Consider the following 13,234-nt stretch of genomic DNA (forward strand, 5'->3'; position numbering starts at 1 on the left):
GGAGACTCCCATGACCGCACTCCAGCGGCATACGAGCGTTCTCGCGCTCCTGGTGGTGCTCGCCGCGCTGATGTCCGTCCCCGCCCGCGTCGCGCACGCAGCGTCGCTGCTGTCCTTGAACAAACCTGTCACGGCGTCGTCCACCGAGGGCGCCGCGTTCCCCGCCTCCGCGGCGGTGGACGGCGATCCGGGGACCCGCTGGTCCAGCGCGTTCAGCGATCCCCAGTGGGTGCGGATCGACCTCGGCGAGACCAGGCACATCACCCAGACCGTCCTGAACTGGGAGGCCGCCTACGCGACCGCCTTCCAGATCCAGGTCTCCGGCGACGGCGCGAACTGGACGACCCTCTATTCGACCACCTCCGGGACGGGCGGAACCCAGACCCTCAACGTCAACGGCGACGGCCGCTACATCCGCATGTACGGGACGGCCCGCGCCACCGGCTACGGGTACTCCCTCTGGGAGTTCTCGGTATACGGCGACGTCGGAACCAACCCGCCGCCGGGCACGGGGACGCCGATCTCGGCGTACAAGCAGGTCACGGCGTCCTCCTGGGAGGGGGGCAACGCCCCGGCGGCGGCCCTGGACGGCCGCACCGACACCCGTTGGTCCAGCGGGTTCAGCGACGACCAATGGCTCCGCGTCGACCTCGGCGGCACCGCGACGATCACCGGCGTGACGCTCGACTGGGAGGCCGCCTACGCGACCGGCTACCACATCGACGTGTCGGCCGACGGCACGTCCTGGACGACCATCCAGTCCACGACCACTGGCAAGGGAGGCACCGAGAAGCTCGCCGTCACCGGCAAGGGCCGCTACATCCGTTTCTCCGGGACGGCCCGGGCGACCGGCTACGGGTACTCGCTCTGGGAGTTCCAGGTCTTCGGGACGGTCGACTCCTCCTCCGCCGGCCCGCCGCTGCTGTCCCCGCCGGCCAAGGCGCCGGCGACGACCGGCGAGTTCGCGCTGTCGGCACCCGCCGACCACGCGATGGTGACGAGCACCCGCCGTCCCGCCCTGTCCTGGGCGGGCGTCGCCGGCACCGCCCGCTACGAAGTGTGGATCAACGTCAGCCGCACCGACTACGACTTCACCGCGTCCGGTTCGCTGCTGGACCTCTACACCAAGGTCGCCGAGACGTCCGGAACGAGCTACACCCCGTCATGGGACGTCGGCGACCGCTGGACGTACAAGTGGTACGCCGTCGCGGTGAGCGGCTCCGGTGCGCGCAGCACCTCCGACATCCGCACGTTCAGCGTCTACCTTCCCGACATCGAGACCGTCGACGACGGCGTCGCGGTCATCAACGGCGCCAGGGACCTGAACAAGAACGGCTCCATCGAGCCCTACGAGGACTGGCGGCGGCCCGTGGAGGACCGCGTCGGCGACCTTCTCGGCAGGATGACCACCGAGGAGAAGGCGTACCAGATGTTCTACAACGCGCAGGCCTACGCCACGTCGGGCTGGCACTTCGGCCCCGCACAGCCGAACGATCTGGACAAGGTGCTGCGCAACGCGGCCGACACGCGCCTCGGCATCCCGCCGGTGTCTGCGGGCGACACGATCGCCGGCTACGAGACGACCTATCCACTGCAGAGCGCCCTCGCGGCGGCGAAGGACTACCCGCTCGACTACCGCCTCGGCGACATGCAGCGCCGCGAGGAACTCGAGGTCGGCGCCCGCGGCGTCCTCGGGCCGCTCGCGGAGGTCGGCACCAAAGTGCTCTACCCCCGCATCCAGGAGGGCAACGGCGAGAACGCCGAGGTCGCCGCCGCGCAGGTGCGGGCGCTGGTCGCCGGCCTGCAGGGCGGGCCGGAGCTGAACCCCGGCTCCGTCCTCGCCACGGTCAAGCACTGGCCCGGAGAGGGCGCCGGCGGCGAGGCCGGCATCACCTACGACGCAACGACGATCAAGTACCACATGATCCCGTGGCGGGCGGCGATCGACGCCGGCGCCGTGAACGTCATGCCCGGGTACGCAGGCAGCTCCTACCTCGATCCGGGCGGACCGGGCGCCGGCAGCAGCGCACCGATCCTGCGCTACCTGCGCGAACAGCTCGGCTACACGGGACTGATCACGACCGACTGGCTGCCGTCGTCCGCGTGGGTCAGCGCGGCCGACGCTGGATCGGACGTGATGGGCGGCGCCGACCCCGGCGCGTCCGGCTTCTCCATGGCCGACTTCATCGCGCAGGTGCCGATCAGCCGGATCAACGACGCGGTCACGCGGATACTGCGGCTGAAGTTCAAGCTCGGCGTCTTCGACCACCCGTACGGCGACCCGGTGAACGGCCCCTACCGGTTCCACCAGCCGTCCTACGTGGCGCTCGCGAACCAGGCCGCCCGGGAGTCGATCACCGTGTTGAAGAACGGCGGCGTCCTGCCGATCAGGCTGAAGCAGGGCGACGACATCGTGGTCGCGGGGCCGCGCGCCACCGACGGCGCCTCCTGCTGCATCTGGACCAGCTACTTCCACCAGAACTACGGCTCACTTACCCTGCTGGAGGCGATCAAGGCGCGGGCGGCGCAGGCGGGCGTGACCATCCACCAGGACAGCGCGCCATCACCGAAGCTGGCCGTCGTCGCGGTCGGCGAACCCTCCTACACCCACCGGACGGCCTGGGTGGACGAGCAGCCCTACCTTCCGGCGGACCAGCTCGCCCTCATCAGGCAGTTCCACGACCAGGGCGTCCCGGTCGTGGTCGTCATGGACCTGCCGCGCCCCACGGTGATCAGCGAATGGGATGGCATCGCCGACGCCATCGTGATGACCTACCGGGGCGGCGAGGAGGTCGGACCGGCGACGGCGAGCCTGCTGTTCGGCGACTACCAGCCGCGCGGACGGCTGCCGTGGCAGCTCCCGCGCAGCGCTGACCAGATCCTCGTACCGGGCGGCGTCGACCGGCCCGAGGATGCCGTGGAGAACTGGGACATCCCCTACGATCTCGGCGCCACGGCCGCCGAACGCGCCGACATCCGCGCCCACATCGACGCGGGCGAGCCCCCGCCCACCGACTACGGCAATCCCCTCTACCCCTACGGCGCCGGAATCCAGAACTGGCCCTGACACCATTGCCGGCGCCCCGCCGCCTCCCAAGTGAGCCGGCGGGGCGCTCCACCTCGCCTGAGCACCATTCGTCACCACGGACACAGCCCTTGCCGTGATCCTCCTGGTTCCCTCACGGCCTCCGAGGAGAACTACGCCTCCGGGCCGAGGCGGACTGGCTGTAGCGATCAGATCAAGCGGGGGGCGTCGAGGTCGTGGTAGACACGGTACGGTCGGCGTTCGGGGACGAGGGCGAGAGGTCTGAAGCTGCCGATCGGCTGTTCGGTTGCGCCCCGGTAAGCCGGCTGGAATGTGAGCGTGTCGTCCCGGCGGACCAGCAGACGCTCGATGTCGATGACCTCCAGCGGGGCGCCTGCCGCGAAGGGAGCGCTGAAGTCCGCCTCCTGAGCCAGGACGACGGGGCCGTGTGCGAGGGCGACACGGTGGGGGTGGAAGCGGTCGACCGGCAGCGCTCGCAACCGGGCCCCGGCCGTCACGGTCAGCTCATCGCCAGGGATCCAGGTCCTGCGGATGACCGCCCAGCCGTCGTGGACGGGGGCCGGAATGTCCCGCCCTGCGATGGTCAGGCTCAGGCCCGTTGACCAGTCGGGGACGCGTACGCGCAGTGTCATCTCGACAGGGCTTTCGGCGCTGACGCGCAGCCGTACGTCGTCTGCGCTGGGGAAGGTGGTCTCCTGCCGCACGGTGACCTGGCGGCCGCCGTAGGCGAAGGCGACCTGTGAGGGTACGAACAGGCCGATGGCCAGCCCGTCGTCGGCCGCGAAGTAGACCAGATCGGCCAGATGCGCGACATTTTGCAGGTAGGTGCCCGAGCAACATGGCCAGGCGTCCCAGTGCGGCAGCTTGGTGGCCGTGCCCAGCCGGTAGTCGGCGTAGTACGGGGTGCGGCCGTCGGGGCGCACGGGTGGGGTTGCGCCGATGCCGCTGTGGACGATGCGTTCTGCCCAGTCGAGGTAGCGGGCCTGGCCGGTGGCGGTCACCAGATAGGTAGCGATCTTGAAGGCCGCCCAGGAGCCGCAGGTGATCTCCGCGGTGTCGGTGCGCCATTCCAGGGCGCGGCCGAGTGAGCCGTCGTCGGGCAGGCTCCATTCTCCCGGTCCGTAGCCGCCGGTGGCGTAGCTCTGGGTGATGGTCACCCAGTCGTGGGCATTGCGCAGGATGCGCAGGTAGCGATCGTCGCCGGTGACGGCGTGCGCGGCTGCGGCGCTGGCGAAGGTGTTGACGTGGCTGTAGGCGTGCAGCCATACCGGCACGTCCCATGCCTGGCCGGGAGCGGGCGTGCGCTCGAAGTGGTCCCAGTAGGCGTCGTAATGCCATATCCGGGCGAAGTCGGCCAAGGCGGCGTCGCCGCCGGCGAGGTGGCCGTAGTAGAGGTTCTCCGCGAGGGTGTACCACTCCAGCAGGCCGGCGGGCTGACGGCCGTCGCGGTCGGTGGGCGTGGCCGGCCGCCGGGATCGATCCAGCGTCTCCGCCGCGCGGTCCGCCACCCGTTCCAGGACGCGCAGCGAATCTTGGTAACCGGTGTGAACGGCGGTGTCGACCAGCCCGCAGAACACCTTCTCCAAGCCGTAACTGCGCATGCGGGCGTCGCCGCTGTCCGGCAGCGTCGCGGCCCAACCGTCCACCAGGTCTACGGCCCGCTGACGCAGGCTGTCGTCATCGAGTGCGGCGCCGAGCCTGGCCAGGCCGCTGGCCCACTGCCCGAAGGTGGCCTCGGTCGTCCGGCTGGCCCACCCGGCCATGTCGGCGCCGGGTGCGGGCAGCCCGGCTTCGCGGCGGAATCCCTTGAGGACGTCGTCGATGGCGAGGCCCCCGTAGGTGGCCGCGGCGTCGGCGACCCGCTCGGCCAGCGGGCCGCGCAGGCGTACCTGTCCCGTATAGCCGAGTTCGCGCAGCTGGGTGGAATCAGAAGTCACGTGCATCGGCTCCTCGGGGAGGCCTTCGCGTTCGTGCGGCCGAGCCGGGCAAGGTCCCGGCGTGGGCGCCATCGCGGTTAGGGAACCAGTCTGCTGAACGCCGGCACATCAAGGGGTGCGGTCAGTCACATGAGGGACGGCCGGCGCTGCTCTCCCGAACGACCAGCGAGAATCGGGTGACGGTGTCGTTGACGGGCAGCTCGGTCCTGCTCTGTGCGCGTGCCAGGAGCCGGGCGACCGCGGTTTCGGCGATCTGGCGCTTGTCAGGGGCGATGGTGGTCAGGGTCGGGGTGCTGTAGCTGCCTTCGTCGATGTCGTCGAAGCCGACGACGGCGACATCCTCCGGGACCCGCAGGCCGTGTTCGAGCAGAACCCGGATCGCGCCCTGGGCCAGCAGGTCGGTAGCGCAGAAGACCGCGTCGGGACGAGCGGTGGACCGGCCGAGCAGCTTGCGCATGGCGATCATGCCGTCCTTGCGGTGGTAGCCCGCCGTCGGCAGGATCAGGCGCGGCTCCACCTTGCACCCGCCGGCCTCCAAGGCCTGGCGGTAGCCGGTGGTGCGCAGCCGGGCTATCTCGGAGCTCGCCTTGCGCTGGGAGCCGATGAAGGCGATGCGCCGTCGTCCCAGCGCAAGCAGGTGTTCGGTGGCGGCACGCGCGGCGGCCACGTTGTCGATGCCGACATGATCGACGAGACCCTGGCTGGAGCGCTCGCCGAGCAGCACGATCGGCGTACGGTCCCGGCGGCCCTCCAGTTCCGCACCGCTGAGGGCGACGGGGCTGTAGATCAGGCCCTCGACGAACTGGGTGGTAGTGCCGTTGAGGACCGCGAGCTCGCGGTCGGGATGGCCCAGCGTCTGCATGATCATGACAGTGAGGCCGCGTTCCTGTGCGACCTCCACCACCAGACGGGCCAGCTCGGCGAAGTAGGAGACGTCCAGCTCCGGGACGGCCAGGCCGATGATGCGGCTGCGACCGCTGCGCAGGCTGCGGGCGGCATGGTTGGGGCGGTAGCCGAGCTCCTCGATCGCGCGCAGGACGCGGGCTCGCACGTCCTCGCTCACGTGGGGATAGTCGTTGATCACGTTGGAGACCGTCTTGCGGGCCACGCCCGCTCGCGCCGCCACATCCGCCTGAGTGACCGTCATCCCCGCCTCTGGATCGTTGGCACAGTCGCTGATCGGCACGAGTATAGCCTTTACCACGTGGCAGGCCACGTGGTAAAAAGTGGCGCACCAGCCGCGAAACACATTCGAAACTCCACGAACCCCTGTCGCGGCCTCCCGGAGGACCCCATGAGAATTCCTCGACGGCTCGCGCCGATCTGCCTCACGATGTCGGCGGCGACTGCCCTGACCGCCTGCTCCAACACCGCCGCGACCTCCGGGCACAAGTCCAACACCCTCACCATCTCGGTGTGGGGCGTCAACGAGGACATGGACAGCATCAAGGCCGCGGCCAAGGGCTTCGAGCAGGCCAACCCCTCGATCAAGCTGAAGTTCAACAAGACCGACTGCGGCGCCGACTACGCCGTCTGCAAGACGCTGATCGCCGGGCGCAACATGTCCGACGTCCTGGTCACCGGTAGCTGGAACTTCAACGAGATGGCCAACGACGGCGTACTGGCCGACCTGACCGATCGGATGGCCGCCGACGGGGTCAAGGCATCGGACTTCGTCCCCGTGGTCATCGACTCGGACAAGGCCGCCAAGGACGGGCGCTTCTACGCGCTGCCGATGGGCTACAACGTCCAGTCGCTGTTCTACAACAAGGACATGTTCGCCAAGGCCGGACTCAAGGAGCCTCCGGCCGATGGCAACTACACCTATGACGACCTGCGGAAGTGGGCGCTCAAGCTCACACTCGACGCCGACGGCAACAACGCCGCCAGCCCGAAGTTCAACCCCAAGCGCATCGTGCAGTGGGGCTACAACAACCGCATCGCCGAACCGTCAGAGCCCGGCTTCTCCCCCGTGCTGTGGGCCTACGGCGGCGGAGTCCTGGGAGGCGACAAGCGCGACCGGTGCGACCTGGAAAAGCCCGCCACCGCGCAGGGCATGCAGCTGCTGCAGGACATGATGTGGAAGGACCATACTGCGGTCACCCCGCAGATGGAGCAGGAGACCCCCGGCTACCTGCGCTGGATCCAGGGCAAGGTCGCGATGCAGCAGGGCTCGCATGAGCAGGTCACCATCGCCGCCCAGCAGAACCCGTCGCTGAAGTACGACATGGCGGCGCTGCCCAAGGGCCCCGCGGGCAACGCGACGCTCATCCAGGTGCACAGCTGGGCCGCCTACGCCAAGTCACCCAACGTGGACAACGCCTGGAAGTTCGTGAAGCACATGGCCACCGCGGGCGCGGGCAAGCAGATGGGGCTCATCCCGGCCTACAAGGACGTGGCCGAGGGGCCAGCGTTCCTGAAGGCGCCGGGCGAGCCGTCCCACCTCAAGCAGGCACAGCTCGACCCGGCGGCCTGGCCGTTGACCCGTACCAACATCGACCCCAAGGGCGTGCTCAGTGCGGTGCTCGGACAGGACGGGTTCGGACCGGCGCTGAACGACATCATCACCGGCAAGAAGCCCGCGGCCGAGGCCCTCAAGGGCACCTGCGCCAAGGTCGACAAGATCCTCGGCTCCTGAAGGGAACGCCGAGATGGGTCGCCTGCGGCCAAGGGCCGCATCGCCGTCCTCGCGAGCGCCGCACGCACGCGCCCGGCGCCGCGAGGCGGGCACCGCGCTGCTGTTCCTGCTGCCCCAGCTGTTCGGGCTGGTGGCTTTCGTCGGCCTGCCGCTGGCGGTGTCGCTGTATTACTCCTTCACCCACTGGGACCTCGTCGCCCCCGCCCCCACCTGGATCGGCCTAGAGAACTGGAGCCACCTGCCGAGCGACGAGCGGGTGCCCAAGGTGCTGTGGAACACGGTCAAGTTCATCCTGACGGGGACCACCAGTTTCCTGTTGCTGTCGCTGGTGGCCGCGCTGTTCACCTACCGGCCGCGGCGCGGGGTGGCGGTCTACCGGGCACTGCTGTTCCTGCCGTACGTGCTGTCGCAGATCGCGGTCGGCATCGTGTGGCGGTGGATGTTCAACACCGAGTCCGGGCCGATCACCGGCGCGTTGGAGCTGTTCGGGCTGAAGGGACCGGAGTGGCTGCTCGATCCGGCCACCGCGATGCCCGCCATCGCGCTGGTCACCACCTGGCAGGGAATCGGCTACGGGATGACGCTCTACGTCGCCTCGCTGCACGGAGTGCCGGCTTCGCTGCCGGAGGCCGCGAAGATCGACGGCGCCAACGCCTGGCAGCGCTTCCGCCACGTGCTGCTGCCGATGATCTCCCCGACGGTGCTGTTCCTCATGGTCACCTCGCTGATCGGCGCGTTGCAGTTGTTCGACCCGGTAGTGGCCATGACCACCTCGGGCGGCAACATCAAGCTGGCCGGCGGTCCCGACGACTCCACACGCACGGTGGTGCTCTACATGTACAACCAGATGTTCAACTACAACGAGCGCCTGTCCGGACTCGGGTACGCGGCGGCGATCGCCTGGGTGCTGGCGCTGCTGACCTTCGCGCTCACGCTCGTGCAATGGACGTTCGGCAAGCGGTGGGTCTTCTACACCGGTGACCCCTCCGCCACGAAGGGCGGCGAGGGATGACGGTCACCGGCACCGCGGGAGTGAGCACGCGATCGCGGCCGTCCGCGCGGCGTGCCCAGATCATGCGGCCCGTCGGCAAGCGGGCCAGGACGGGCGCCTACCACATCGGGATGAGCGTGCTGGTGGTGATCTACATCCTGCCGGTGCTGTGGGCGGCGTCGATGTCGCTGCGCACCGACGCGAACATGTTCGACGCCGACCAGCTCATCCCGCACCCGGTCACCTTCGAGCACTACACCAACCTGTTCACCATCCTGCCCGACTTCGGCCGCTACGTTGGCAACACGGTGCTGATCGCCGTGCTCGGAACGGCAGGCACGCTGCTGTCGAGCTCGCTGGCCGGGTACGCGCTGGCCCGCTTCAGCTTTCCGGGCCAGCGGGCACTGCTGATGGTGATCCTGCTGACGTTGATGGTGCCGCCGCAAGTGACGCTCATCCCGCAGTACGTCATCTTCCGCAACCTGAACTGGATCGACACCCCGCTGCCCATCATCGTGCCGATGCTGTTCGGCAGCGCCCTGCCCACTTTCTTCTTCCGGCAGTTCTTCCTGACGCTGCCGCGTGAGCTGGAAGACGCCGCAGCGATCGACGGGGCGGGCCGCTGGCGCACCTTCTTCTCTGTGATGGCGCCGTTGGCCGGACCGGCCTACCTGGCGATGGGGCTGCTGACCTTCGTGCAGCTGTGGAACAACTTCTTCGTCAACACCATCTACCTGCAAGACCAGAACCAGTGGGTGCTCACCCAGGCGCTGCAGAGCCTCATCGGCCGCTACAACAGCCAGTACGGCGAGATCATGGCCGGCGTCACCCTGGCCTCCCTGCCGGTCATCATCGGCTACATCTTCGTCCAGCGCTGGGTGGTGCGCGGCATCGCCTTCAGCGGCATGGCCAACTGACCCCCTGGAAAGGAAATCGTCCGTGAAGGCACCTGCCACGACCGCGACCGTCCGGGTCGATCCGGCTCGCCTGGCCGACCATCCGCTGTCGAAAACGAAGTTCGCCGTCTTCAACAGCGGCATCGTGCACGCGGCCACCTACCGGCGCGACGAGGCCGCCCTGCGGGCCACCCGCCCTGAATCGGTGCGCATCGACATCGGCTGGGGCGCAGAGTGGATCGGCTACGAGCGAGAGATCAGCAAGCGCACCGGCGACGGATTCGCCTACGACTTCTCCGAGCTGGACGAGATCGGAACGTTCCTGAACGGGCTCGGCATCCGCCCCTACTGGTCCTACTGCTACGTCCCCGCCCCCTACCAACCCGAGGACGGCGACTGGCGCGACCTGGACAAGGACGACAGCGACTGGGTGGAGATGGTGCGTGCCTACGTCGAAGGCGCGCGCGAACGCGGAGTGCAGGTCGGCTACCACGAGGTCTATAATGAGCCCGACCTGCGCGACGAGAAGACCGGCGAGGCGGTCTTCTTCGGCGGCGACCTGAAGGACTACCTGCAGCTCTATCGCGCCACCGCGACGGCGATCCGCCGGGCCGACCCCGACACCCCGGTGGGCGGCCCGGCACTGGCCTCGGTGATGGCCAACGAGCACTGGATCCCGGCCTTCCTCGATGTGGTGCGAGCCGAAGCGCTGCCGCTGGACTTCTTCTCCTTCCACCACTACGGCACGCACAGCGTCAAGGTCGCCTTGGCCAAGGTGCTGCGGCACCTGGACGAGCGCCCCGACCTGGGCCAGGTGGAGGTCCACCTCAACGAGTACAACTCCTACCCCGTCGACTACCCGCGCGGCGGCATCCAGGACGGCCACCACATGGCGGCCGCCATGCTCGCCGACTTCGCCACACTGCTGGCCGTACCCGGTCTGACCAAGGTGAGCTGGGCGCAGTTCCTCGACAGCGGCCACGGCAACTACTCCGGCATGGTCACCATCGACGGCGAGCGCAAGCCCGTGCTCAGCGCGTACGAGTTCTACCAGAACATGCCCACTGACCGGTGCGTCCTGCAGGTCGACGGCCCTGCCGAGGTGGGCGGCCTGGCGGGGGCCGAACCCGGACGGCTGTGCGTGGCGGTGTGGAACCGCGCGTCCCGGGCCGTCCGCGCCGACCTGGATCTGGGCGACGACACCTTCGAGACCGTCGTGCTGCGCAGGATCGACGCCGAGCACGACGGTACGGCCGCCGAGCAGCGGCCGACCGGCCGGAACCAGCGACTGGACCTGCCTCGCGGCGGTGTCGCCCTGCTGGAGGTGCGCACCGCCGCCCAGCCGACCGCTGCGGCCGCGCCGGCGGGGACGGTTCGCCGGGTACGGCACCACTACACTGCGCGCACCACCACCTCCTGGGCCGACCTGGAGGAGAGCACCACCACATTCCGGCTCGGTACGGCAAGCGATCCGCATGCTGTACCGGTCATCACAGCCGACCTGACCGGCTGCGGCGGCTCGATGACCGTCAGCGGGCGGCTGAGCGGAGCGGACGGTGGTCCGGTGTCACAGGGTGATCTCACCGTACGCATCGATGGACCACGGGAGTGCCGGCAGGTCGCCCTGCGCAGCGAGTACAGGCACGTGGTGGACCTGGCCGACCTCGGCGCCGACGCCGGCCAGGTGCGCGTCACGGTGACGTTGCGTGAGGCGCCCGAGCACACCTTCGCGGTCGTCACTCTCACCTGACCCGACTTCGGCCGACGCGACAGCGCATCACCGGGGACCTAAGGAGTACCTTGCCCACGCCCTTGCACGACCATCATCCACGTCCACTGCTGGCCCGCCCCACCTGGCGGGACCTGAGTGGCGAGTGGCAGTTCGCCTACGACGACGGCGACGTCGGGCTCGCCGAGCGCTGGCAGCGCCGCGCCGAGATGTTCGACCGGACGATCAGGGTGCCCTTCCCGCCGGAGTCCCCGGCCAGCGGTATCGGTGACACCGGCTATCACCCGGTGCTGTGGTACCGCCGGATCTTCACCGTGGACCCGCCCCGGCCGGGCCGGCGCGTGATGCTGCGCTTCGGCGCCGTCGACTACCGGGCCGATGTGTGGGTCAACGGTGAGCACATCGCCTCGCACGAGGGCGGCCAGACACCGTTCGGCGCCGACATCACCGACGCGCTCGCCGCCGACGGGCAGCAGGTTCTGACCGTGCGCGCCTTCGACGACCCGCACGATCTGGAACAGCCGCGCGGCAAGCAGGACTGGCAGGAGCGCCCGCACGTCATCTGGTACGAACGCACCACCGGCATCTGGCAGCCCGTCTGGCTGGAGGAGGTTCCGGGCGACCATGTCGAGCAGCTGCGCTGGACGCCCACCGAGACCCCCGGCGAGGTCGATCTCGACCTGCGGCTCGCCCGTCGCACCACGGGTGCGGTCCGGGTGTCGGTGCGCCTGGAACTCGACGGGCGTGTCCTGGCCGACGAGACCTCCACGGTGACCGGATCCCGGCTGCGCAGGCGCCTCGTCGTGCAGGAAGGCGACCACGATGCCGAGCCGCACCACCTGCAGTGGACACCCGAACAGCCGACTCTGTGCCAGGCGACCATCATCGTGCGCGCCGTGGACGGCGCGGAATCGGGTGACGTCGTGCACAGTTATGTCGGCTTCAGAACCGCCGGCACCGAGACCCGCTCCTTCCTGCTCAACGGCCTGCCGTACCCCCTGAGGCTGGCCCTGTCGCAGGGGTACTGGCCGCAGTCTCACCTGGCGGCGCCGAGCGCCGAGGCGCTACGTGCCGAGGTCGAACTCATCAAACAGCTCGGCTTCAACGGCATCCGCGTCCACCAGAAGGTCGAAGACCCCCGTTTCCTGTACTGGTGCGACCGGCTCGGCCTGCTGGTGTGGGCCGACTCGGCGGCGAGTTTCTCCCACAGCCCTCGTTCCCTGGCTCGCACGACCCGCGAGTGGATCGAGATCGTCGAACGTGACGCCGGCCATCCCTGCGTGGTGGCGTGGGTAGCGTTCAACGAGAGCTGGGGCGTGCCCCAGCTCGCATGCTCCGCCGCCCAGCGCGATGCTGTACGGAGCCTGTATCACCTGCTCAAAGCGCTCGACCCGTCCCGGCCGGTGATCGGCAACGACGGCTGGGAGCATGTCAGCGGCGATTTGCTCGGAATTCATGACTACACCCACGATCCCGAAGCAATCCGCGACCGATACGGCGACGCCACCCGCCTCCGCCACACGGTGACGGGCGGACGGCCCGGTGGCCGCCGACTCACCGTCAACGACCAGGCACCCGCCGTGCCGGTGGTGCTCAGCGAGTTCGGCGGCTTCACCCACGCTCCCGACGACCCGACCGCCTGGGCCGGCTACGGAGTCACCGATTCCCCCGAGCAACTCCTGGAACGGCTCGCCGCGCTGTTCGAGGCCGTCCACGCCGCCAAGGACCTGGCCGGCTTCTGTTACACCCAACTCACCGACACCGCACAAGAGCGCAACGGTCTGCTGACCGAGGACCGCAAACCCAAAGCCGACCCGGTCGTGATCGCCCGCATCGTCCAAGGCCGACCCTCGCGTCCGTCGGGTGTGTCGACCTGACGGCGACGTCCGCGGCCGCGATGGGCTGATCCGCGCCCGTAGACCACCGTGCGGATAGCGTCGAACGGCCTGGCTACACGTTGATGTACTGTGCGGCGAGGACGGCTCCCACGTGGGTGG

8 protein-coding genes are annotated in these 13,234 nt (G+C 69.1%); 6 read left to right on the plus strand and 2 right to left on the minus strand.

The window, feature by feature from the left end; genetic code table 11:
• Positions 1-10: 10 nt before the first annotated feature.
• Positions 11-3,067 (plus strand): discoidin domain-containing protein, encoded by a 3,057-nt coding sequence (locus tag QP089_RS46795; protein WP_285921077.1) that lies wholly within the window; start codon positions 11-13, stop codon positions 3,065-3,067.
• Positions 3,068-3,234: 167 nt separating this feature from the next.
• On the opposite strand, the gene QP089_RS46800 is transcribed toward QP089_RS46795, so the two are convergent.
• Both QP089_RS46800 and QP089_RS46805 read right to left on the minus strand, forming a co-directional pair.
• A complete protein-coding gene (locus QP089_RS46800) occupies positions 3,235-4,983 on the minus strand; it encodes a beta-L-arabinofuranosidase domain-containing protein (RefSeq protein ID WP_285921078.1) in 1,749 nt (582 codons plus the stop codon).
• Positions 4,984-5,104: 121 nt separating this feature from the next.
• Positions 5,105-6,169, minus strand: coding sequence for a LacI family DNA-binding transcriptional regulator (locus tag QP089_RS46805; protein WP_285921079.1), 1,065 nt, complete (start codon positions 6,167-6,169; stop codon positions 5,105-5,107).
• Positions 6,170-6,277: 108 nt separating this feature from the next.
• Here QP089_RS46805 and QP089_RS46810 point away from each other — a divergent pair, with 108 nt between their 5' ends.
• The 5 genes from QP089_RS46810 to QP089_RS46830 all read left to right on the plus strand — a co-directional run bounded on the left by QP089_RS46810 (position 6,278) and on the right by QP089_RS46830 (position 13,114).
• Positions 6,278-7,621, plus strand: a complete 1,344-nt coding sequence (locus QP089_RS46810; protein ID WP_285921080.1) for an ABC transporter substrate-binding protein — start codon at positions 6,278-6,280, stop codon at positions 7,619-7,621.
• 13 nt (positions 7,622-7,634) lie between these two features.
• A complete protein-coding gene (locus QP089_RS46815) occupies positions 7,635-8,633 on the plus strand; it encodes a carbohydrate ABC transporter permease (protein ID WP_285921081.1) in 999 nt (332 codons plus the stop codon).
• Positions 8,634-8,743: 110 nt separating this feature from the next.
• Positions 8,744-9,529 (plus strand): carbohydrate ABC transporter permease, encoded by a 786-nt coding sequence (locus tag QP089_RS46820; RefSeq protein WP_285921082.1) that lies wholly within the window; start codon positions 8,744-8,746, stop codon positions 9,527-9,529.
• Positions 9,530-9,551: 22 nt separating this feature from the next.
• On the plus strand, positions 9,552-11,258 hold the full coding sequence (locus QP089_RS46825; RefSeq protein WP_285921083.1) for a GH39 family glycosyl hydrolase: 1,707 nt from the start codon (positions 9,552-9,554) through the stop codon (positions 11,256-11,258).
• Between the two features lie 50 nt (positions 11,259-11,308).
• Positions 11,309-13,114, plus strand: coding sequence for a glycoside hydrolase family 2 protein (locus tag QP089_RS46830; RefSeq protein ID WP_285921084.1), 1,806 nt, complete (start codon positions 11,309-11,311; stop codon positions 13,112-13,114).
• Positions 13,115-13,234: the final 120 nt, after the last annotated feature.

This window comes from Actinomadura opuntiae (genome assembly GCF_030283205.1).
Lineage (GTDB): Bacteria > Actinomycetota > Actinomycetes > Streptosporangiales > Streptosporangiaceae > Spirillospora.

What these genes read in the sequence shown, in the direction of transcription:
- QP089_RS46795 (WP_285921077.1), top strand. Translation starts at nt 11, where the DNA reads ATGACCGCACTCCAGCGGCATACGAGCGTTCTCGCGCTCCTGGTGGTG.
- QP089_RS46810 (WP_285921080.1), top strand. Translation starts at nt 6,278, where the DNA reads ATGAGAATTCCTCGACGGCTCGCGCCGATCTGCCTCACGATGTCGGCG.
- QP089_RS46815 (WP_285921081.1), top strand. Translation starts at nt 7,635, where the DNA reads ATGGGTCGCCTGCGGCCAAGGGCCGCATCGCCGTCCTCGCGAGCGCCG.
- QP089_RS46820 (WP_285921082.1), top strand. Translation starts at nt 8,744, where the DNA reads ATGAGCGTGCTGGTGGTGATCTACATCCTGCCGGTGCTGTGGGCGGCG.